Annotated in this window: 14 protein-coding genes and 1 pseudogene; 6 read left to right on the top strand and 9 right to left on the bottom strand. The window is 72.5% G+C overall.

Annotated features, from left to right (window positions below; all coding sequences use genetic code 11):
- Window positions 1-19 precede the first annotated feature (19 nt).
- Both AOM46_RS18815 and AOM46_RS18820 read right to left on the bottom strand, forming a co-directional pair.
- Window positions 20-763: a hypothetical protein gene (locus tag AOM46_RS18815; RefSeq protein WP_062213421.1), complete on the bottom strand. Its 744-nt coding sequence runs from the start codon at window positions 761-763 to the stop codon at window positions 20-22.
- 254 nt (window positions 764-1,017) lie between these two features.
- The gene (locus AOM46_RS18820; protein WP_158920481.1) at window positions 1,018-1,407 is read right to left on the bottom strand and encodes a hypothetical protein; all 390 of its coding nucleotides are present in this window, start codon (window positions 1,405-1,407) and stop codon (window positions 1,018-1,020) included.
- 189 nt (window positions 1,408-1,596) lie between these two features.
- Between AOM46_RS18820 and AOM46_RS18825 the strand changes: the two genes are divergently transcribed.
- Both AOM46_RS18825 and AOM46_RS18830 read left to right on the top strand, forming a co-directional pair.
- Window positions 1,597-2,391 (top strand): Fpg/Nei family DNA glycosylase, encoded by a 795-nt coding sequence (locus AOM46_RS18825; protein WP_062213424.1) that lies wholly within the window; start codon window positions 1,597-1,599, stop codon window positions 2,389-2,391.
- Window positions 2,392-2,559: 168 nt separating this feature from the next.
- On the top strand, window positions 2,560-3,099 hold the full coding sequence (locus AOM46_RS18830; protein WP_062213426.1) for a ferritin-like domain-containing protein: 540 nt from the start codon (window positions 2,560-2,562) through the stop codon (window positions 3,097-3,099).
- A 67-nt stretch (window positions 3,100-3,166) separates the two neighbouring features.
- Here AOM46_RS18830 and AOM46_RS18835 read toward each other — a convergent pair whose 3' ends face one another.
- The 3 genes and pseudogenes from AOM46_RS18835 to AOM46_RS18845 all read right to left on the bottom strand — a co-directional run.
- Window positions 3,167-5,188 (bottom strand): ABC transporter ATP-binding protein, encoded by a 2,022-nt coding sequence (locus AOM46_RS18835; RefSeq protein WP_067226353.1) that lies wholly within the window; start codon window positions 5,186-5,188, stop codon window positions 3,167-3,169.
- A 665-nt stretch (window positions 5,189-5,853) separates the two neighbouring features.
- A complete protein-coding gene (locus AOM46_RS18840) occupies window positions 5,854-8,184 on the bottom strand; it encodes a DEAD/DEAH box helicase (RefSeq protein ID WP_067226356.1) in 2,331 nt (776 codons plus the stop codon).
- A gap of 85 nt (window positions 8,185-8,269) precedes the next feature.
- Window positions 8,270-9,441, bottom strand: a pseudogene (locus tag AOM46_RS18845) (Cmx/CmrA family chloramphenicol efflux MFS transporter); the annotation flags it as partial.
- A 498-nt stretch (window positions 9,442-9,939) separates the two neighbouring features.
- On the opposite strand from AOM46_RS18845, the gene AOM46_RS18850 reads away from it, so the two are divergent.
- Together AOM46_RS18850 and AOM46_RS35860 are read left to right on the top strand one after the other, a co-directional pair.
- Entirely contained in the window at window positions 9,940-10,698 is a 759-nt protein-coding gene (locus AOM46_RS18850) for a B3/4 domain-containing protein (protein ID WP_062213430.1), read from the top strand.
- Between the two features lie 576 nt (window positions 10,699-11,274).
- Window positions 11,275-13,419, top strand: coding sequence for a tetratricopeptide repeat protein (locus AOM46_RS35860; protein ID WP_158920483.1), 2,145 nt, complete (start codon window positions 11,275-11,277; stop codon window positions 13,417-13,419).
- Between the two features lie 73 nt (window positions 13,420-13,492).
- Here the strand turns inward: AOM46_RS35860 and AOM46_RS18860 are convergent, their stop codons facing one another.
- Window positions 13,493-14,413, bottom strand: a complete 921-nt coding sequence (locus AOM46_RS18860; RefSeq protein ID WP_062213434.1) for a carbohydrate kinase family protein — start codon at window positions 14,411-14,413, stop codon at window positions 13,493-13,495.
- 346 nt (window positions 14,414-14,759) lie between these two features.
- Between AOM46_RS18860 and AOM46_RS18865 the strand changes: the two genes are divergently transcribed.
- Window positions 14,760-17,198: a glycoside hydrolase N-terminal domain-containing protein gene (locus AOM46_RS18865; RefSeq protein WP_078856958.1), complete on the top strand. Its 2,439-nt coding sequence runs from the start codon at window positions 14,760-14,762 to the stop codon at window positions 17,196-17,198.
- Window positions 17,199-17,271: 73 nt separating this feature from the next.
- Here the strand turns inward: AOM46_RS18865 and AOM46_RS18870 are convergent, their stop codons facing one another.
- Window positions 17,272-18,438: a lactonase family protein gene (locus AOM46_RS18870; protein ID WP_062213435.1), complete on the bottom strand. Its 1,167-nt coding sequence runs from the start codon at window positions 18,436-18,438 to the stop codon at window positions 17,272-17,274.
- A 106-nt stretch (window positions 18,439-18,544) separates the two neighbouring features.
- Window positions 18,545-19,159: a TetR/AcrR family transcriptional regulator gene (locus tag AOM46_RS18875; RefSeq protein ID WP_062213437.1), complete on the bottom strand. Its 615-nt coding sequence runs from the start codon at window positions 19,157-19,159 to the stop codon at window positions 18,545-18,547.
- Window positions 19,160-19,435: 276 nt separating this feature from the next.
- Here AOM46_RS18875 and AOM46_RS18880 point away from each other — a divergent pair, with 276 nt between their 5' ends.
- A complete protein-coding gene (locus AOM46_RS18880; RefSeq protein ID WP_062213438.1) occupies window positions 19,436-21,730 on the top strand; it encodes a glycoside hydrolase family 3 N-terminal domain-containing protein in 2,295 nt (764 codons plus the stop codon).
- Between the two features lie 45 nt (window positions 21,731-21,775).
- On the opposite strand, the gene AOM46_RS18885 is transcribed toward AOM46_RS18880, so the two are convergent.
- A complete protein-coding gene (locus tag AOM46_RS18885; protein ID WP_062213440.1) occupies window positions 21,776-22,720 on the bottom strand; it encodes a zinc-binding dehydrogenase in 945 nt (314 codons plus the stop codon).
- Between the last annotated feature and the right edge of the window lie 59 nt (window positions 22,721-22,779).

The following is a 22,779-nucleotide window of genomic DNA, read 5'->3' on the forward strand; positions in this document are numbered from 1 at the left end:
GTGGGAGTTCCCGTCCCTCTCAGCCCTGTTCGAGGCCCCGCCGGATCGCCCGCTGCTCGTCGGTGGCGCGGTCCAGGGCGACCTGGTAGCGCGGGATCGCCCGCGCCAACTTCGTGTAGAGGCGCACCCCGTCCGCGGCCAGCCGGCGGATCTCCGCGTGCCGGTCGAGCCCCTGGCAGCCGGGCAGCACGGCGGACCGGAAGCGGCGCCGCTCCCGGATGAACGGCATCGGCTCGTCCGGTGCCACCGGCCACCGGTCGCGTTCGTGCGTCAACACCCTTGGATAGGTGACCATCAGACGGGCCATCAACAGTCGCGACGAGGCCGCCCCGGCGATCCGTTCGTCGGCCGGCACCGGCTCCTCGTCGGCGGGGTCGAGGCGGGGCAGCACGGGGAAGGGCCCGGAGAGCAGCGGGCCGACGGCCTCCGGAACGCCGCCGCCCGGATCGGCCAGATGCGCGGCCGCCAGCGCGGTGCGGGCGTGTGCCATGGCGAACCTGCGGGATCTGGCGGCCTCGATCGCCGGCACACCCTCGCGGCCGATGGCGCCCAGCGCGTAGAGCACGGGGGTGTGGTCCGTGCGCGGCAGGACGTTCCGCTCCTCCTCCTCGCGCCGGGACACGTTGCGGTACAGCAGAAAGGCGTTGATCCCCCGCTGGTAGGCCAGCCCGGCCCGCGTGGTGCGGCCGGCCGCCCGGAAATCCCGGGCCTGCCGCCAGGCGTCCAGTGCCTCCGCCAACCGGCGTTGGGTGTCGCGTGCCATCGTCCATCCCAGGGTGAGCGTCGATCGACCCGGGGGCGGCGCCCGACCCCGCGATGCCACGCTACCCGGGCGGTGCGGCGTGCGCAGGGGGCGCGGCGGCCGCTGTCCGGCAACTCGATGAGTTACCGGACAGCTACGGAGAGTTGTCTGCCAACATGGTGAGTTGGCGTCCAGGTGTGACATCTCTGTCGCCGTTTGACGGATGTGTCGCCAGTTGTGGGCGCGGTGCGGCCGGAAGGCCCATGGCCTCGGACTCAGATGCTCGCCGGTCGGGCGGCGGGCTCCGGGAGGGGGCGGGCGACCAGGGCGAAACGGTGGCAACTGACGTGCAGTGGGGCGCGGTTGTCCATCCGCCGATGCAGCGCGTCCAGTTGCTCAGCGTACCGATCGACATCGAAGTCCGGTACATGCCAGGGGGTGATGCGCAGAAACAACACCAGCGCGGCGATGTCCGCGATACGGTCCTCGACCCGCGCCTCCTGCCGCCAGTCGATCGCGAAGCCGCCGCGCTCCAGCTCCGCCACGGCGGAGGCCAGGGAGAAGTCCCGATAGGTGTGGGGCGGGGCGCCCAGGGCCTCGTTCACCTCCTCCAGATCCCGACCCCCGACCTGCTGGGTGACAAACACCCCGTCCGCCGTCAGCACCCGGCGCAACTCTGCCGGGTCATAGGCCGTATGGCGGCTGACGACCAGCCGGAACGAGGCGTCGGGGAAGGGCAGCCGGCCCTCCTCGCCACGCCGTTTACGGCGCCGAGGGCACGGGCGGGGCTCCGCACTGCCGGGGGGGGGATCCCTGGCCGTGCCGGGACGGCGGAGGCGTCGTAGCCTGGGCCTATGCCCGAACTGTCGGATGTCGAGGCGTATCGGCGGGTCCTGGCCGACTGTGGGCCGGGGCATCGCGTCACCCGTGTCGAGGTGCGGGACTCCGGGGTACTGCGCGGCGGGCTCACCGCCCGGCGGCTGCGGGACGCCGTCGCCGGGCGCCTGGTCACCGAGCCGCGCCGCCACGGCAAGTGGCTGATCATGCACACCGACGGGCCAGCGCTGCTCCTGCACTTCGGGATGACCGGGAAACTGGTCTGCGCCCCGGCGGACGAGGCCCCCGAACCGCACGACCGGGTGCTGTTCGGCCTGGACGACGACCGGCAGCTCCGCTTCCGCGACCAGCGCAAGCTGCGCGGCATCTGGCTCGCCCCCACCCCGGGCGATGTGGACCGGCTGCTCGCCGACCAGGGGCCCGACGCCCTCGGCATCAGCCGGGAGCAGCTGACGGACGCGCTCTCCGGGCGTCCCCGTCAGCTCAAGGCCGCACTGCTGGACCAGTCCGCCATCGCCGGTCTCGGCAATCTGCTCTCCGACGAGATCCTCTGGCACGCCCGGCTGCATCCTGGCCGGCGCGCCAACCAGCTGAGCGGGGAGCAACGCGGCCGGCTCGGCCGGTCGTTGCACCAGGTGCTGCGCGTCTCCGTCCGGGCCGGACACGTGCCGGCTCGGCGCTCCTGGCTGACCGGGCACCGGGACGTGACGCACGGGGACTGCCCGCGCTGCGGTACGGAGCTGGCGCACGGCCGGTACGCCGGCCGGGGGACCGTCTGGTGCCCCCGGGACCAGCCGGCCCCCGCCGGCTGACCTCCCCGGGGGGCGAAGGCCCCGCGCTGCGCCATTGGAGTCGGGCTCAACCGGTACGGCGTGTGCCGATCGGTCGGCAACCGGGCGGCTGCCTACTGTCCGGAACCGAGGCGCTCGCGCCCACCGGAAGCGCCGTCGCCCAGCTCGCCGCACAAAGGAGACCTCCCCATGACCACCACCGACGACTTCGTCCTCGATGTGACCAGGATTCGCGACGAGGCCAGGGCGCGGATGGAGGCCGGACCGGTGACCGACACCTACGGCCTCAACCACGACCGGGTCATCGGGGTGCTCAACGATGTCGTAGCTACCGAAGTAGTGTGCTGGTTGCGTTACACCCGACACGCCATCGCCGCCACCGGGATCGACCGGGCCCAGGTGTCCGCCGAGTTCACCGAGCACGCGAAGGAGGAGATGGACCACGCGCTGCGCGCGGCCGAGCGCGTCTCGCAGCTCGGCGGCGACCCGGACTTCGACCCCGCCACCCTGGCCCAGCGCGCCACCACCGACTACACCGCGCCCCGCGACGGCGACCTGGAGAAGATGCTCAAGGACAACCTCCTGGCCGAGCGCATCGTGATCTCCACCTATCAGGAGATCATCCGCTGGCTCGGCAACGAGGACCCCACCACCAGGCGGCTGCTGGAGTCCATCCTGGAGGAGGAGGAAGACCACGCGGACGATCTGGTCGACCTGTTGGGCATCTGAGCCGGAGCGGGTAGCCCCTGCCGCCGCCGGCCACCCCGGGCGGTCCCGCCCGGGGTGGCCGCTTCGGCTAGCCGGTCCCCCCATGCTCCACCGCTCCGGTCAGCCCATCCGCCGCCGGCTCGGCGTCGCCCCGTGGCGACGGCACCGGGCGGAACTGGGCGGCCTGGAGATCGTGCAACTCCCGGAAGTGCCCGCCCTCCGGCCGGGACAGCAGCTCCTCGGGGGTGCCGGACTCCACGAGTCGGCCCTCGTGCAGCACATGCACCACATCGGCGTGGCGCACCGAGGCCATCCGATGGGTGATCAGCACGACCGTCTCGCCCTGGTCGGCGAGCGATCTGATCTGCTCGAAGACCCGCTGCTCCGCCCGCGCGTCCAGCGCCGCCGTCGGTTCGTCCACCACCAGCAGCGGAGCGTCGCGATAGTGCGCCCTGGCGATGCCCAACCGCTGCCACTGCCCGCCGGAGAGCTGATGGCCGCCCTGGAAGGTCCGGGAGAGCAGTGTGCCCCAGCCCCCGGGCAGCCCCGCGATCATCTCCTCGATGCCGGCATGGCCGGCGGACTGCGCCAACCTCCCCTCGTCCACCGGGACTTCCGTCCGGGAGATGGTGGTGTTCACCCGGGCGGTCATCGGCCAGCGGTAGTGGTCCTGGTGCACGATGGAGCAGTGCCGGAAGACCGCCTGGCGGTCCAGCTCGGCCACGTCGATGTCGTTCCAGCGGATCGTGCCGCTCTGCGGCAGGTAGAGCCCGCAGAGCAGCTTGGCCAGGGTGCTCTTGCCCGAGCCGTTCTCCCCGACCAGGGCCACCACCGCGCCACGGTCCATCGGCATGGTGAGTGACACGTCCCGTAGCACGGGCTCTCCCGAGCCTCCCGGGTAGTGGAAGGTCACCCGCTCGAAGCTGATCTCCCGCACCTTCCGGGGCAGGGGCCGGCCGCCCTCGGGCATCCTGCGATGCTCGGACTCCCGCATCAGCCGATCAAGATCGCCCACATACAGCGACTCCTCGTGCAGATAGTTGATCTGCCGCACCAGGCTGTCCAGGTTTCCCGTGCCGCTGCGGATGGCCAACACCGCCGTGCCGGCGGCGGCCAGCGCCATCGTGCCGGTCCAGAGCAGCCCGGCCAACAGCAGATAGGTGCCCAGGGTGGCGATGCCCGTGCAGAGGGCGGCCAGCACCTCGGTGCGCGCCGCCAGCCGGGCGAGCCGGGCCTGCTCGTTCTCCTGGCTGATCGACATGCCACGGAAGTGCCGCAGCAGATAGGGCCCCACGCCGTGCACCCGGATCTCCGGCGCCGCGTCGGTGTCCGTCACCAGCCGGCTCAACATGCCGGCCGCCCTGCCGTGTTGCACCCAGCGGTGGAAGCTGCGGTAGCGACGACGCGCCACGCTCAGGGTGGCCCAGGCGCGCGGCAGCACGATCAGGGCCAGCATCGGCAGCAGGGCCGGATGCAGGGCGGTCAGCACGGTGGCCGCGGCCAGCAGGGACAACAGCGCACCGACGACGGAGACGCTGTGACGGATCATGTTGCGCGCCGAAGTCGCCCCGTACTGGGCCGACTCCAGCAGCCGATGGAAGTCGTCGTCCTCCATGGCCGACATCTCCACCTGGTAGGCCCGCTCCAGATAGCGTTCCCTCGCGAGCCGTTCGACCTTGGGCTCCAGAGGGCCGGTGAGCATGGTCGACAGCGCGCCGCAGAGCGCGCCCAGCCCGGCCACACAGGCCAGCAGCACGGCGACGGGCAGGGCGTCGCGCAGCCGGTCGGTGATCTCGCCGCCGGCCAGCAGCCTGGTCAACAGCCAGTTGACCCCCAGCAGGCCAAGGGCCTGACAGACGCCGGATGTCAGCTCGGCCAACGCGACCCGGACGGTGGCGCTCCGGTCGGCCCGCCAGGCGAGGCCGACCGCGCGGCCCACCAGACGCGGCATCTGACGGACCATGGTGCGCAGATCCAACTGGAAGCGCTCGCCCTCGTGCCGCGCCCAGGAGGTGTCATAGACGAGCTGGCCGCCGAACAGCTCCCGTTCGGATTCGGACACCTCGACCTCGGGGCCAAGATCCTCCGACGCTTTGCGGCGTGCTCTCATCGGCCGCTCCTCTCCGGTGCGGGAGCGCGGTACGGGATCGGTGGTTCGGGGGGACGCATGGCATCGCCTCTTCCGGAAGGGACGGGAAACGGCACGGCGAACAGGCGTCGACAGCAGCCGACTTGGTCGCCCTGGGTGATGCGTCGGCTACTTTATGGTTTGGGTCTGACAGCCGTCCGGCTATTTCGCCGCCGCCATCGCCTCTCGGTGGCCAGTTACCGTGCATTCCGGTATGGCGGCCGATGGGGCTCCGCGAGATGTGCGACAGGGAAGCGAACAGTGCCTCTTCCGTTCGCCTACGTGTTCGCCTGGGCGTCGCGGATCGTTGCACCGGCCAACCGGGGCCCGGGGGTTGTGGCCGCGTCCGGCCACCCCCGCTTTCCGAGCCGCCCGCCTGCGGCAGCTGGGCCGACGGCCCGAGCGGGCCGACGAAAATCGGCCAACTCACCGGCGGCGCGCGGCAGTCATCGACGCGCCCCCGGCGCACATCCACCGACGCCGCGAGCGCGCCCCGCTCCCTCCCCGGTGGCGCTCCCGGGCGGTCGTCACTGTCAGTGACGGCTCGTACGATGTGGGTCAGATCTGGGCGAGCCTCCCTGGCGCGTCCGTGAACGGAGGTCGGATCGATGGCTGACACCCCTGTCCGCCCCACTGGGCGGCGCGGGCTAATGACGCGGCGCCCGCTTGTCGGTCTCCGCGCCGGTCCCGTAGCCCTCGCCGTCGCTGCCGTCGCTGCCGTCGCTGCCGTCGCTGCCGTCGCTGCCGTCCTGGCCGTCCTGGCCGGCCGGATCGGCCGGGCCTGTGGCCTCGCTCGCCGCCGGCTCGGGGCCGGTCGTGGCAAGGCGGCGCTGCTCGTCCTCCACGATGCGGCGGGCCAGGGCGGCGTCCGAGAGATCGACCGCTTCGTCGGCGGAGGCCGCGGTGGCGCTGCGTCGGGCATACGCGTCGAACAGACGCTCCTTGCGGGCGAGCAGCGCCAGCATGCGCTGGTCCACGCTGTCGGTTGCCAGCAGTCGGTGCACCTGGACACGGCGAACCTGGCCCATCCGGTGGGCGCGGGCCACGGCCTGGCTCTCCCACGTCGGCTTCACCTGCGGCTCACAGAGGATCACCACGGAAGCGGCCTGCGCGTTGAGCCCCACGCCGCCGGCCTGGATCTGGCACAGCAGCACCGCGTGCCCGTCGACGGCGGCGAACCGGTCCACCAGTTCCTGCCGCGCGGCCGCGCCGAGCCGCCCGTCGACCGGGCCGAGCGGGGCGGGCTCCAGCGCGTCTCCCACGGTTCTCAGCACATCCCGGAAGAAGGAGAACACCAGCACCTTCAGTCCGTTGGCCGCGGCTTCGGCGACGATCTCCCGCAGCCGCCCCAGTTTCGCCGAGGTGGCCGGGGCGGCGTAGCCCGCTCGCCGCATCGCCATGAAGTTGCCCTGGGCCACGGCTGCCCGATAGGCCGCCAGATCCCCCGGCGAGAACTCCTCCCACTCGTCCACCCGCACCAACTCGGGCAGTTCCGTGAGTACATCCCGCTGGTTCCGCCGCAGATAGACAGGCGCCACGGAGCGGCGGAACGCCCGTGCACCCGCGACGGCCTTGCGATGGTGGACCTCCTCCACCAGTTCGGGACGCAGATAGCGCACCAGTTCGCGGAACTCCTCCACGCGGTTCTCCATGGGGGTCCCGGTCAGAAACAGCACCCGGTCCACCCGTTCCGTCCAGCCGGCGACGGCCAACGACCGTTGGGTGCCACGGTTCTTGACGAAATGAGCCTCGTCCAGCACCAGCATGGCCACCTCCGGTCCCGGCGCGTCGGGGCCTGGCAGCGCGCGCAGCCCGTCGAAGGTGGTGACGGCGACTCCGCCGTGCTCGGCCCACTCCGCGCGGCTCGCCTCGCGCTCCTGGCCGTGCAGCCGGAAGGCAGGAAGCGTGCTGCGCTCCTCGATCTCCCGTATCCAGTTCACCAGCACGCTCGCCGGCACCACCACCAGGAAGTGCCGCGCCCCCTCGGCGCGCAGATGGGCGAGCACCGCGACAGCCTGCACCGTCTTGCCCAGTCCCATCTCGTCGCCGAGAATCGCGCGTCGCCGTGCCAACGCGAACCTGGCGCCGAAGCTCTGGTAACCGCGCAGCGCCACTCGACGATGTGTGTCGTCCAGGGGCTGCCGGCGGACCTGTGCGACCACTTCGCCTGGGAGGAAGCCCTCGGCTCCCTCCCAGGCGCCCGAAGCGGAGGACAGCTCCCCGAGCACGGTGTGGTACTCGGCCGCCCGGGAGGCGAAGTCCAGCCACGCCGCGGCCTCGGACGGCGGCTCGCGCAGCAGGTCGGCCGAGGCTTGCGCGAGCAGCGTCGGCACGTCCCGCTCCTGGGCCTCCCGCAGGGTCTCGGCCAGCCGAGGGAGCGCCTCGCGCGCCGAGGCACGCCCCCGGCGACCGGCCACCAGCATGCGCAACCGGCCGGACGCCGGGCGCGTGTCGGCCAGCAGCGCGCTCACCTCGCGCGCCACCCGTTCCGCCGTCTCCACCGTGCGAGCCAGCTCGGGGCCGGCGGCGACCAGCCGGCCCAAGGCGACCACCAGGGCCGTGTGGCGGGGATCGTCCCCTCGCTCGATGTCGAGCCGGACGGTCACCGTCTCCTCCGCGGCGCCCGCGATCTGTCGTGCGGCGGCCTTGGCATGCCGCGCCGTCTGTTCACCGACTCCGGGAATCCGCCGGAGCCGGTACTCGGTGGCCTCGGCGATCCGGCCGACCGTGTCGAGGCCGGCGTCCTCGAAGGCGCCGATCCGCAGCCGGCCGGAGGTCACCTCGCGCAGCCGCGACACGGGGATGCGGTCCAACTCCGCCTGTACCAGTTCGGCCACCAGCGGCGTCAACGCGGCCCGCGCCTCGGCACCCGCCCAGGCGCGATCCCGCGTCACGGCCTCGGCCGCGAAGAGCAACGCGTCGGCCCGGGCGCGGAGTTCGCGTACGGTGCGCCCGGCCCGCCAGTTGACCTCGACCATCGCGCCCCCGTCTCGCCCGTCGACCCCCGGAAACCATCATGGTCCACCGGCGGCCGTGCCTCCTCGCGGGGGCGGGTCGGCTCACCTCCGCAGCGGCTTGGGTCCGGGTTGCCGCAGGCCGCCGGCGGACAAGCCGACGACCAGGGCGCCCGCCACCAGCGACACGCTCAGCCAGGCCGGCGCCCGATAGCCGAGACCGGCGTCGAGGGCCAGCCCACCGGCCCAAGGGCCCAGCGCCGCACCGACGTTGAACGCCGCGGTGGCGAACCCGCCGGCCAGCCGGGGCGCGTCGGTCGCGGCGTAGAGCACCATCGAGATCAGCGTCGAGCCCACGGCGAAGGACAACGCGCCCTGGACGAAGGCCAGAACGAGCAACGCCGCCGGCTCACCGGCGGTCAGGGCCAGCGTTCCCCAGCCCAGCAGCAGGGCGGGACCACCGATCAGCAGCAGCGCACCGGACCGGGTGTCGGCCAGCCGCCCGGCGATCGTCACCCCGACGAAGGACCCCAGGCCGAACAGCGCCAGCACGCCGGGCACCCAGGCATCCGCCAGGCTGCCGACCTCGGTGGCCAGCGGCGCCAGATAGGTGAAGGCACAGAACGTGGCACCGTTCACCAGCGCGCCCAGCGCCAGCACCAGCAGCAGCGCCGGGCGCCGCAGGGCGCGCAGTTCGGCACGGGCGCCGCCGCCCGCCCCCGTCACGCTTTCCGGCGCACCGGCCGGCACGGAGCGGGGAATGGCGAGCAGCGCGGGCACCGACACCAAGGCGACGGCCCAGAACGCGGCGCGCCAGCCCCAGAGTTGGCCCAGCAGCGCACCGCAGGGGACCCCCACCACACAGGCGGAGGTGACCCCGCCCAACAGCACGGCGGTGGCCCGCGCCTTGGCGTCCGGGGCCACCATCGCGGTCGCGGCGACCAGCGCCACCGCCAGAAAACCGGCGTTGGCCAGGGCCCCGACGACCCGGGTGGCCAACAGCAGCGGATAGCTGGTGGTCAACGCCCCCAGCACATGGCTCAGCAGAAAGACCGCGAGAAAGCCCCACAGCGCCGCGCGCCGCGACCAGCGCAGGCTCAGCAGGGCCATCGCGGGCGCCCCCACGATCATTCCGACGGCGAACGCCGAGGTCAGCGAGCCGGCGGCGGATACGGACACGTCCAGGTCGGCGGCGATCTCCGGGACAAGACCGGCCAACATGAACTCGGACGTCCCCTGGGCGAAGACCGCGAGGCCCAGCAGGAAAACAGCGAATGGCACGACAACACTCCACAACCACATCGTGGATCGACACGGAGAATCGACACGGCGACCGGCGAACCGGGCAGCGGAGCGTTCCGGCGGGAACGGAGCAACGTCGAGCTGGAGAGAGCTGGAAAGAGCCGGAAGGAGCCGGAGAGAGACCGTCAGGCGGCCACCGCGCGAGAGCGGCCCAGGGGCGGGAAGGCCCGAGGGCGAGAGAAACCCCGGGGAAACCCCAGGAGTTCGCGATCCGGTGGCAGGGGTCGGGCACGGGCCGCCCGGCGCCCGGCTGACGGGCGCGGCGGTGGTGTGGGACGACGGGAAGCCACCGGGGGACGGTGGCTAGCGTCTGGACGACTCCGGGCTGGACACGGGAGGCAGCCTAGCCACCCCGCCGGGCCCCCGTCGAACCGCTTCCTCGCGCGCCGGCCCGTCCGGCCAGCGGGCACCCCGGCCTTCCAGGGGCGGCCCGTCGTTAGACTGGCGCCGCCTTCGACCAGCCGCACAGGGAGTGACGTGTCCGCTACCACCCTCGATCCCGACGACCTCAAGGCCCCCGAGGATCTGGCGGCCTGGCTGGCCACCGCGACGGTGGCTCCCGAGATCGGCGCGCTCCGCCCCGACTACCGGGCGTTGCTGATCGCCGCGGACGGGCTGCTCCCCGGCCCCAGCGACGAGATCAGCGAGCGGCTGCTCGCCGGGGCCGAGAACGAGGCCAGGGCGCGGTTCGCCGACACCCCGCACGGCGAGCACCCGCATCTCGTGGCCTGGCACGAGGCGTTCCGGGCCGCCGGCGCCAAGCCCAAGCGCACCCGTCCCAGCGCGGACGCGCTGCTGCGCCGGCTGGCCACCGGGCTGCCCCGCGTCAACCGCCTCACGGACATCTACAACGCCGTCTCCATCGCCCATGTGGTGCCGCTCGGTGGGGAGGATCTCGACCACTACCGGGGCGCGCCCCGGCTGGTGCGGGCCACCGGCGACGAGACCTTCGACACCACGGCGAACGGCGAGTCCGTGGTGGAGTCGCCCGATCCGGGAGAGGTGGTCTGGCGCGACGGCGTCGGCGTCACCTGCCGCCGGTGGAACTGGCGCCAGTGCACGCGGACCCAGCTCACCGACACCACCACCCGCGCGCTCTTCGTCCTGGACGCGCTGGGGCCCATGGACGACGAGGCCCTGGAGCGCGCCGGCGACGCCCTGGTCGACGGTCTCCGCGCGGCCAGCCCTCGGCTGCGCGTCGTCACCCGTCTCGTCCCCGCGTCAACGGCGGGCTGACAAGCGGGAGTTGTCAACGGCTCGACGCCCCTTCGACGGGGCGTGGCGGGGCATGCCCTCTGGTTGACCGGCGCTCTGCTGTGCGAAAGTCCTTTTAGGCCATCGCTGACGGAAGTGGTAAGTCGCCGCAGGGGCGAGCGGGCCGGCCGCCTGGGGGCGCTGGTGTGGTTGCGAGTACGAGATCCGTGGGATGCGAGGGGCGGCGGGCGACGGGGCCCCCGGCCCCGCCGCGGGATCCGCCGACGCCCGTCCCGCTTCCGGGCGATGCCAACTCTCCGCGATGGTGCGGATATCCGGGCGAAGGCCGCTTTGTCCACCTCTCTCCTCGGGGCCGTGCCGGGGGTCGGTCCGCGCCGCCCAGGCGGCGGTGCCAGGCTCCGCGGGGGCGCAGAGGAGGCTCATATGTGCCGTAACACGGCATCCACTCAGCCTCAATGCTTGGTGGAGGGTGTGAAATGGCAACATCAACCGGGCCTCACACGGTGGACGAGGAGGTACCGGGCGATGTGATGTGCCGTGCCGGAGTCGGCGTCGGTGCGCGCGGGGTTGATCACACGGACACTCTGGGGGGCACGAGTGCGAGATTCCGAGGGCCGGGCAGCCGGGGCGGCGGCAGCCGCCCACAACGACCAGTCCGGCACGAACAGTGGCAACAGCGTGCAGGCGGCGACCATCCACGGCGATGTGTACTTCGGCCACCAACCGGCCCCCGCCCCCCGGACGCCGCGACAGCTGCCGCCACGGCCACGGCATTTCACCGGCCGCGCGGAGCAGCTGGCCAGGCTGGACGCGGTCTTCGAGCGAGCCGACTCGGAGGGTGTGCCAGGGGTGGTGATGATCAGCGGCCCGCCCGGTGTCGGGAAGACCTCGTTGGCCCTGGCCTGGCTGCACCGACGCATCGCGCGCCTCCCGGACGGGCAGCTCTTTGTCGACCTGCGGGGCCATCGCATACACGAACCGATCGAGATCAGCACCGTCCTGCCCCGTTTCCTGCAGGCGCTGGGTGTGGCGCCCGAGTCGATCCCCGGCGATCTGGCCGGGCAGACCGCGCTGTTCCGGACGGTCACCGCGGACCGGCGGCTGGCGGTGCTGTGCGACAACGCGATGTCGGCGGCCCAGGTGCGCCCGCTGATACCGGTCTCGCCGGGCAGCGTCTGCCTGGTGACCAGCCGGTGGCGGCTCACCTCGCTGGCGCTGGACGGTGCCGAGATGTTTCCGCTCGGGCCGCTGGACACCGGCTCCGCCCTCGAACTGCTCGGCCGCATCGTCGGTCAGGAACGGGTCGCCGCGCACGCCGCCGCCGCCCGTGAGCTGGTGACGGCGTACGGCCGTTTTCCCCTGGCGGTCTGTGTGGGGGCCGCGCTGCTGGCGAGCCGACCGGGGTGGAGCGTCGCCACCGCCGCGAGTCTGGTGATCAGCCCGCACACGGCGGCCGCCGACGCACCCGAGGAGGTTTCCATGAACACCAGCCTGGACCAGTTCCATGACGCACTGCCAGCGGAGGCCGGGCGGCTCTACCGTCGGCTGGGGGCCCATCCCGGGCCGGAGTTCGAGACGGAGCTGGCGCTGGCGGTCGCCCAGGCGGGCCCGCCGGTCGAGGATCCGGGCGGCTCGTTGGCCACGCTGGTCGAGGCAAACCTGTTGACGGCGGCCCCGGCCGGCCGCTACCGGTTCCACGACCTGATCCAGCGGCACGCGCAGTCGCGCGCCGAGGCGCAGGACTCGCCGGCACTGCGCGCGGAGACGGAGCGGCGCGTGATCGACCACTATCTGGCCACCGCCAACGCGGCGGACGCCGTCGTCTCTCCTCTTCGCAAGCGGCCGGAGCCGCACTATGTCCATCCGCCGGAAAGCCCCAGGGAATTCCCCGACACCGCCTCGGGAATCGCCTGGTTCACCACCGAACACACCAATCTCATCGCGACCCAACGCCTCGCCGTGGAAAGGGAGTACGACGACGCGGTCTGGCAACTCGCGGACGCGATGTGGCCGTTGTTCTCCTACCTGCGCGTCTATCACGACTGGATCATCAGCCAGGAACGGGGCGCCGCCGCCGCCGCGCGACTCGGGCACCTGCTGGGCGAGGCCAGGCTGCGGATGGGGCTCGGCATCGCCCTGCGCGAGGGCGGACGCCACAGGGAGGCCCTGGCCGTGTTCGACGAGGCACGGGAGCTGCGCCGCGCCCTGGGCGACCGTCGGGGCGAGGGGAACGTCTTGCACCAGGCCGGCCTCACCCACCGCCGGCTGGGCGATCTGGAAGGGGCCGCCGCCTGTTTCACCGAGGCGGTCGAGATCCGCGGCGAGGCGGCCGATCACTGGGGGGCGGCGCGCGGTCGGGCGCGGCTGGGGGAGCTGGCGAGCCTGCGGGGAGACCATCGGCGGGCGCTGGACCTGCTCGGCACCGCGCTGGCGACGCTGGGCGAGGCCCCGCCCTCCGTCCATCTCCTGATCGTTCGGCGCCTGATGGGGGAGGCATGCCTTCGGGCCGGGCAGCCGGCGGCGGCGCGTGCCCAGCTGCTGGAGACGTTGGAGCACCTGGGCGAGGTCGGTCAGGTCTTCGAGGCAGGACGGGTGCACGAGGCGTTGGCCGAGGTGGCGGCGGCGTCGGGGGACGACGAGACGGCCCGGGCGCATCTGGCGCGGGCCGAGGAGGTGTACGCCGAGGTCGGCGCCGTGCCCGATGCGGAGCGGGTGGCTCGCGGGCTGGCCGAGCCGGACTGACGACCGGCCGGCCGCGCGGGGTACCGCGCGCCCGGCCGTCGCACGGCGGGGCGCGCGGCCCCGCCCGGGCGGCTCAGCCGCCGTCGCGTCCCGGCAGCCAGGAGCTGACCCTGGTGCGCAGCGGGTAGACCCTCCGCAGCGCGGCCAACTCCCCGCCGGTCAGGAACCCTTCGGTCGCCGTCTCCGCGCCGATCTTCCAACCGGCGAACAGCACGGCCGACTCCAGCGCCTCCACCGGTTCACCCGCCGAGAGCCAACCGTGCAGGAAGGAGGCGAACAGCGCGTCGCCGGCCCCGTCGGTGCTGCGCACGGGGCGCGGGGTGACGGCGTCGATCTCCACCAGGCGCCCGTCGCGCAGCCCCATGACGCAGCCTTGCTCGCCCCGCCCGACGGCGGCCAACTGGCAGCCCGGGTAGCGGCCGAGCACCTCGCCAATCCACTCGGCGGGCGGGAGCCGCAGCCGCTCGTGGCTGCAGAAGAGCACGTCGGCCGCTTCGAACCAGGGGCGCTGCCCGGGATCGGTCAGATCCGCCGCCACATGGAGGTCGACGGCGACCGGCAGACCCAGCAGGTTCTTCGCGGTGTGCAGGAACGGCTCGCCGAACGGGGTGCTGGAGATGACCGCCAGATCGGCGTCCACGGACTGTTCGATGAACCGCTCCATCGGGTACTCCTGGGCCACCCCCGAGGCCGAGGCGCTTCTGGCCACCCGCCCGTCGGGCTCGACGAGGATCACCGTCTTCGCCGACTCCGGTGTGTCCACCACGCCGCGCCCCTCCAGCCCGTGCCGGCGCAGTGTGGCGCGAATGACCTCTCCCGCCTCGTCCGTGCCGACCAGGGTGCAGATCCTGGGATCGCTGCCCAGGCTCTTCAGCGCACTTCCCACATTGACCGAGCCGCCGACCACGGCGCACCGCATCCAGGACGGCCGGCGATACGCGTGGTACGGCAGTGGAAACACCTCGACCGGCATCGTCATGGCCAGTCTGGTCATTCCCACGATGGTGATATCTGGCATCGTTCCTCTCTTCCCCCGCTCTGCTCGAATTCCGGGCGGAACATGGCCCGTCGCGTTGATTGTGCGGGGGGAGTCCGGACAGAAACGTTGCAGTTTCCGTGCGGAGGGCGAGCAGCGCGCCGCCGGGGGGTGCTCAGCGTCGGGGTTGCTGCGGGGTGTCGGGCCCGCAGTCCTCGGGGGACATCCCATGTACTGCTCGCCAGATCGGGCTCGTTGGTGGTTTTCTCGGTCTCTGCCGGTTCTCTTGCCGAGTTTTCATTGGATGTCTAGCCTGGCTCAGGCCCTGGCATCCGTCATGCATGTTGGCCCCAGGAGGCCCACGATGAGGCAAGGGATCACCCGTAGGAACGCCATCAGGACGGCGATGGGAGGTGCGGCGGCAATGGCCGTGGGAGGTGTGTCCGTGGCGTCGGCGAAGGCGACGGGCGGCGCGGGGAGTGGCGGTGCGGCGGTGAACGCGGCGCCGTCACCGGAGTTGACGCTCTGGTACGACGCGCCGGCGAACGAGTGGGAGAGCGAGACGCTGCCGATCGGCAACGGCGCGCTGGGCGCGGCGATCTACGGCGGCGCGGCCGCCGAGCGGCTGCAGTTCAACGAGAAGACCCTGTGGACGGGCGGCCCCGGCTCGCCCGGCTACGACTTCGGCAACTGGCGCGAGCCGAGGCCGGGCGCGATCGAGGACGTCCAGCGGCAACTGGACGCGAACGGCCGTGCCACGCCCGAGGAGGTGGCGGCCAGGCTCGGACAGGGCAAGACCGGGTTCGGCGCCTACCAGACCTTCGGCGAGCTCACCCTCGCGTTCCCCGACACCCCGCAGAACCCGGACGGTTACCGCCGCGAACTGAGCATCGCCGAGGCCGTCTCCAGGGTCGGCTACTCGGCCGGCGGCGCCCAGCACACCAGGGAGTACTTCGCCTCCTACCCGGCCGGTGTGATCGTCGGGCGGATCGCCGCCGACCAGGGCGGACGGGTCTCGTTCACCCTGTCCTACGACGGGCCGCACCAGGGCGCCCAGGTGAGCGCGGCGAACGGACGGATCACCGTGCGCGGTGCCCTCCAGGACAACGGGCTGGTCTACGAGGCGCAGGTCCAGGTGCTGACCGAGGGCGGCAGCCGTGGTGAGGACGGGAACGGCGTCACCGTCTCCGGCGCTGACGCGGCCTGGTTCGTGCTGTCCGCCGGCACCGACTACGCCGACAGCTATCCCGAGTACCGGGGCGACGACCCGCACGACGCGGTGACCTCGGCCGTTGACGCCGCCGCCCAGCAGAGCTACCAGCAGCTGCGCGACGCCCATGTCGCCGACTACAGCGCGCTGTTCGACAGGGTGGCACTCGACATCGGGCAGCAGATGCCGGCGGATGTGCCCACGGACGCCCTGCTGGCGGGGTACGGCGGCGGCGACTCCGCGCGGGACAAGGCGCTGGAGGCGCTGTTCTTCGCCTATGGCCGCTATCTGCTGATCGCCTCCTCCCGCCCGGGATCGCTGCCGGCGAACCTGCAGGGGGTGTGGAACGAGTCGACCGCGCCGCCGTGGTCGGCCGACTACCACGTCAACATCAACCTGCAGATGAACTACTGGCCGGCCCATGTCACCAACCTCTTCGAGACGGCCGGGCCGCTGCACGAGTTCATCGACGCGCTCCGCGCCCCCGGACGTGAGTCCGCCCGGCAGATCTTCGAGTCGCGCGGCTGGGTGGTCGGCAACGAGACCAACCCGTACGGCTTCACCGGGCTCCACGACTGGGCCACCTCGTTCTGGTTCCCCGAGGCCGGCGCCTGGCTCAGCCGGCATCTGTGGGACCACTACCGCTTCACCCAGGACACCGACTTCCTGGCCGGCACGGCCTATCCGGTCCTCAAGGAGGTGTCGGAGTTCTGGCTGGACAATCTGCACACCGACCCCAGGGACGGGCTGCTGGTGGTCAGCCCCAGCTACTCGCCCGAGCACGGCGACTTCACCGCCGGCGCCGCGATGTCCCAGCAGATCGTCCACGAGGCGTTCACCTCCACCCTGGAGGCGGCCGAGATCCTGGGCACCGACCCGGAGCTGCGCCAGCAACTGGCCGCCGCCCTCGACGGGTTGGACCCGGGGCTGCGGATCGGCTCCTGGGGGCAGCTGCAGGAGTGGAAGGAGGACCTGGACGATCCGAACAACGATCACCGCCATGTCTCCCACCTCTACGCGCTGCACCCGGGCAACCGGATCACCCCGGGCAGCCCGGAGGCGGCTGCGGCCGAGGTCTCGTTGAACGCCAGGGGCGACGGCGGCACCGGCTGGAGCAAGGCATGGAAGATCAACTTCTGGGCGCGGCTCGGCGACGGCGACCACGCGCACACCATGCTGGCCCAGCAGCTGCGGGAGTCGACGCTGCCCAACCTGTGGGACACCCACCCGCCGTTCCAGATCGACGGGAACTTCGGCGCCACCTCGGGCGTGGCGGAGATGCTGCTGCAGAGCCACCACGGCGAGGTGGAACTGCTGCCCGCGCTGCCGGGGAGCTGGCCCGACGGGTCGGTGACGGGGCTGCGCGCGGTCGGCGACGTCACCGTGGACATCGACTGGGCGGACGGGCGGCCGACGAGTGCCCTGCTCACCGCCGGTCGTGACGGCGTGCTGCGGGTGCGTGGCGCGCTGGTGGCCGGCGGCTGTTCGGTCACCGACCGGACGGGCGGCGGGGTGACCACGCTGGCCGCCAGGGACGGGGTGGTGGAGATCCGGGCCAGCGCCGGACACTCCTACGAGATCACCGCGGGCTGACCCGCGAAGGACTCGACGGACTCGGGGCCCCGACCGGCGGATCGGGGCCCCGACCCCGTTCAGTGACGTGCCGTCACGCGGTGACGGCCGGCAGGACGCATTCCACGCCGGGGAAGTCGAGCGTCGCGCCGGTGGGGGTCAGGGTGCCCTCGTCCGGGTCCCGGTCCAGGACCACCACCGATCCGGTGCTCTGGTTGGCGACATAGAGACGCGACTCGTCGGCGTCCAGCGCTATGTGACGGGGGGTCGCCCCGCCGCTGTCGAAGTGGCCGACCAGGCGCGGCTCCGCCTCGTCCGCGCCGTCGACGGCGAAGACCGCGATGGAGTCATGGCCCCGGTTGGAGGCGTAGACGAACCGGCCGTCGGAGCTGACCAGCACCTCGGCGGCCGAGTTGCCGTCCGGTGAGGTGCCGTCGGGGAGCAGCGGGACCACGGCGCCGGGGGTGAGGGCGCCGCTGTCGGGGTCGTAGCCGCAGGCGGTCAGGGTCGAGTCCAACTCGCCCAGCACATAGGCGGTTTGCCCGCCCGGATGGAAGGCCAGATGGCGCGGCCCTGAGCCGGGCGGCAGCTTCGCCTCGTGCTCCTGGGTGAGTTGGCCGGCCTCCGCGTCGAAGGCGTAGACGAAGACGGAGTCGGTGCCCAGGTCGACGGCGAAGAGCCGTTCGCCGGTGGCGTCGGGCAGCACCTGGTGCGCGTGCGGTCCCTCCTGCCGGCCCGGGTGGGGACCCGAGCCGGTGTGCTGTACGACCTGGGTCACCTCCCCGGGGGTGCCGTCCGGCGCCAGCGCGACCACGGCCACCGTGCCGTCGTTGTAGTTGGCGGAGAAGGCGTGGCCGCCGGCCGGGTGGACGCTGACATGGCACGGCCCGTCGCCGAGCCCCGAGGTGCTGCCCAGCTCGCCCAGGACGGCGCCGTCCGCGTCCAGCGCGAAGGCGTCCAGCCGCCCGCCGTCGTCGCCGATGACGGAGTACAGGGCGTTGACCGTGGGCGACACCGCCAGGAACGACGAACGGGTGCCGGGGATCAGCGCGTCCACGGACAGCGCTCCCGAGGTGGGGTCGGCGCTGGCCACGCCGATCTCGTGCTGCACGGAACCGAGATAGAACCGCGTGGGGTCGGCCAGCGGTGCCGGGGCGCGCGTGCCCGAGGCGTGCGCGCCCGAGGCGACAAATGGCAGGCTGCCGGCGGTGGCGGCGAGAAGAGTCAGGGCGGTACGTCGGGTAACCGGTGGTGGGGGCATCGGTTTCCTCCTTGTAGTGACGGGTGGGTCCCTTGTTGCCAGGCTCAGCATCCAGGCAACCCCCGCCAATCGGAAGGGGGTTGGCGCCCGGGCCGGGAACCGGAACCTACGGCTTCGGGGCGAGCAGCAGCTCCAGCTGGCGCAGCGTCTCCTCGATGTCGATCTCCGGATCGAGCAGCCACTGGATCTGCAGGCCGTCGGAGGCCGCGATCACCAGCGCCGCCGCGGCCTCGGGGGCGATGTCGGCGCGGATGTCGCCCCGCGACTGGTCGGCCGCCACCTGCTCGGCCAGCCGCTGCCTGAGTCGTTCGAAGCGGGTGGCGAAGTACTCCCTGGACTCCTCGTGGTCGTCCTCCAGCGCGCCGGCCACCAGCGTCGAGTACAGCTGGACCAGCCCCGGCACCGCCCGGTTGCGGCGGGCCGCGTGGGTCATCACGCCGACCACCGAACCGCCGGCCGGCTCCGGATCCTCCTCCTCGCTGCGCTGCTCGGCGAACTTGTAGACCTCAAGCAGGAGTTGTTCCCTGGAGTCGAAGTAGTGCCGCAGCGCGGCATGGGACACCCCGATGGCGTCACCGATCGCCCGCAGCGACGTCCGCTGCGCGCCACGCTCGGTGAAGACCTCGATCGCCCGGGCCAGAATCTCGCGGCGACGTTCGATGCCCTTGGCGTAAGGGCCTCGGCGCGACGATCCGTTCGAGGTCCCTGCCGGCTCATCCATGGGGGCAGAGTAGTCCCGGAACCGGCAAAACCTCCATACGGAAGTTTTCAGTGCTAGCGTTTCTTCGGTAGCGCTCTCACCAGCCAGATTTCCTCATCAGCTTCCTCTTCAGCGAACCGGAGTCACCGTGCGTCCTGCCCGACACACCACGCGAGGCGGTCCCTCGCCCGGGCGGACGCGGGGCGGGTACACCGCCCGGTGGCTGTACCCACCCGTCCGCGTGGCGAACCCGCGCGCCTGAGTGCCCCGTCTGCTTCGCCCCGGGAAAGGAACCCCGTGAACTCCCCTCTGCCCTACCTCGACCCCGCGCTGCCTGTCGCCGAGCGCGTCGCCGACCTCCTCGGCCGGATGACCCTGCCGGAGAAGGTCGGGCAGATGCTGCAGCTCAACGCCAAGGACGGCGTGCGGGAGCATGTCGAGGAGATGCACGTCGGCTCGATCCTGCATGTCTCCCCGGAACGGGTGCTGGAGGCCGCCGAGCTGGTCCGGCAGACCCGGCTGCGCATTCCGCTGCTGGTCGCCGAGGACTGTATCCACGGGCACTCCTTCTGGGAAGGCGCGACGATCTTCCCCACCCAGCTGGGGATGGCCGCCACCTGGGACCCGGCCCTGATCGAGAAGGCCGCCCGGGCCACCGCCGTCGAGGTCGCCGCGACCGGCATCCACTGGACGTTCTCGCCGGTGCTGTGCATCACCCGCGACCTGCGGTGGGGCCGGGTCAGCGAGACCTTCGGCGAGGACCCGTTCCTGATCGGCGAGTTCGCCTCAGCGATGGTCCGCGGCTACCAGGGCGACGGGCTGACCGACCCCACCGCGATCCTGGCCTGCGCCAAGCACTTCGCCGGCTACTCGGAGACCCAGGGCGGACGCGACGCCAGCGAGGCCGACCTCAGCCAGCGCAAGCTCCGCTCCTGGTTCCTGCCACCCTTCGAACGCGTCGCACGCGAGGGCTGCCGCACCTTCATGCTCGGCTACCAGTCCATCGACGGCGTGCCGATCACCGTCAACGACTGGCTCCTCAACGATGTGCTGCGCGGCGAGTGGGACTACACCGGCACGCTGATCACCGACTGGGACAACGTCGGCCGGATGGTCTGGGAGCAGCATGTCTACGCCGACCACACCCAGGCCGCCGCGGCCGCGGTGCGCGCCGGCAACGACATGGTGATGACCACCCCGCAGTTCTTCGACGGCGCCCAGCGGGCGGTGGCCGAAGGGCTGCTGGACGAGGCCGACATTGACGCGGCCGTCGCCCGCATCCTGACCCTCAAGTTCGAGCTGGGCCTCTTCGAGAACCCGCGCCACCCCGAGCCGGCCCGCCAGGCCGAGGTCATCGGGATCGACGCGCACGCCGCCGTCAACCTCGACGTGGCCCGCCGCTCGCTGGTGCTGCTCCGCAACGACGGCGTCCTGCCGCTGGCCGGTGGGCTCACCGCCGACGAGGCGGGCCGCGCCCTCGCCCCGTCGGACGGCCGGCCCCGCACGGTGGCCGTGATCGGCCCCAACGCGGACGATCCGCACGCCCAACTCGGCGACTGGGCCGGCGCCTCCGGGCAGACCGACTGGCTGCCCGAGGGACACCCGCGCACGATGATCCAGACCGTGCTGGACGGCTTCCGCGACCAGGCCCCGGCCGACTGGACGATCACCCACGCGACCGGCGCCGAGATCCTGAGCGTCGGCGCCGACCCGGAGGGCGCGTTCTTCCCCGACGGGCAGCCCCGCCCCGATGTGGTGATCCCGGCCGAGCCCGACGAACGGCTGATCGCCGAGGCCGTCGCCGCCGCCGAGGCCGCCGACTATGTGGTGGCCGTCGTCGGCGACCGGATCGAGCTGATCGGCGAGGGCCGCTCCACGGCCACCCTGGAACTCGTCGGCGGCCAGGTCGCGTTGCTCGACGCGCTGGCCGCGACGGGCAAGCCCATGGTGGTGGTGCTGATCAGCTCCAAGCCGCTGGTGCTGCCCGACTCGGCGCTGGGGGCCTCGGCGCTGATCTACGCCGCCAACCCGGGGATGCGCGGCGGTCGCGCCGTCGCCGAGCTGGCGCTCGGCCTGATCGAGCCCACCGGCCGGCTGCCCGTCTCCTTCGCCCGGCACGTCGGCCAGCAGCCCACCTACTACAACCAGGTGCGCGGCCAGCACGGCACCCGTTACGCGGATCTGACGCAGAGCCCGGCGTTCGCGTTCGGCGAGGGCCTGAGCTACACCACCGTCGAGTACGACGAGTTGGAGGTGCTGACGCCGGTCCTGGAGAGCCACGAGACGGTGCGCGCGCGGGTCACCGTCCGCAACACCGGCTCCCGGCCGGTGCTGGAGACGGTCCAGCTCTATGTGAGCGACACCGTCACCTCGGTGACCTGGGCCGAGAAGGAGCTGAAGGGCTACCGCCAGGTGTCCCTCCGGCCGGGGGAGTCCACCGTGCTCTCCCTCGAACTCCCGGTCGCCGACTGCACCCTGGTGGACGCGAAGGGCCGCCGCACCGTGGAGCCCGGCGCCTTCGAGCTGCTGGTCGGGCCCTCCTCCAGGGACGACTCGCTGCTCCGGGCCGGCTTCACCGTCAAGGGCGTCTGATCGGGACCGCCCCGCCCCCGAACCCACCCGCCCGGGGGCGGGGCCTCAGGCCGCCGTGTTGAGGGCGAGTTTGCCCAGGTGCGTGCGGCTGGCCAGGGCGCTGTGCGCGGCCGCCGCCTCGGCCAGCGGGTAGAGCCCGCCGGTCACCGGGCGGAGCGCGCCGGTGCGGACCGCGCCGAACAACGCCTCGACGCCGGCGGACAACGCGGCGCGGTCCCCGTAGAGATGGGGCAGCCAGAAGCCGGAGACGGTGATCGACTTCTCCAGCAGCAGCCGGGTCGGCAGATCGGTCAGCCGGCCGCCGACATAGCCGTAGACCGCGACCCGCCCCCGCGGTGCCAGCGCGCCCAGCGTCTGGCGCAGCACCCGGCCGCCGGTCATCTCCAGGGCGGCCTGGACCGGGCCGCCGGCCGCCTCGACGACGCGGTCGGCGAGCTCTTCCGCGGTGGAGTCGACGGCGGCGGCCGCGCCCAGGTCAAGGGCGAGTTGACGCTTCTCCTCGGTGCTGGCGAGGGCCACCACCCGGGCGCCGGCCGCGTGCGCCAGCTGCACCGCCATCGAGCCGACCCCGCCGGCCGCCGCCGGGATCAGCACGCTCTCGCCGGGCCGCACGCCGGCCACGGTGAAGAGCAGATGCCAGGCCGCCTGCCCCTGGAGCGCCAGCGGAAGCGCCTGGTCGTCGCTGATGTCGTCGGGGATCTCCCAGGACACCCGCCGGTGCGCGTGGGCCTGTTCCGCGTATCCGCCGCCCCGGGTGAGCGCGAGCAGCCTGCGACCGTCGGGGGCCCGGCCCACCACCTCGTTGCCCGGCACACAGGGCAGGGTCATCGGCGCCAGATAGGAGTCCGTTCTGGTGTGCACATCGGCCCAGTTGACGCCGGCCCTGGTCACCCTGAGCACCTCGTGTGCGACCCGTGGCTCCAGATCCGGCACCTCGGCCAGGCGCAGCACCTCGGGGCCACCGAACTTCTCCATCACGACGGCGCGCATCTCGCCCCCGCCTTCCCTGCGTTGCTTCCCGGATCTCCCCGGCGGTCTTCCGGAGCAGC

The sequence above is a fragment of the Streptomyces sp. NBRC 109706 genome (assembly GCF_000974485.1).
In the GTDB taxonomy this organism is placed as follows: domain Bacteria; phylum Actinomycetota; class Actinomycetes; order Streptomycetales; family Streptomycetaceae; genus Streptomyces.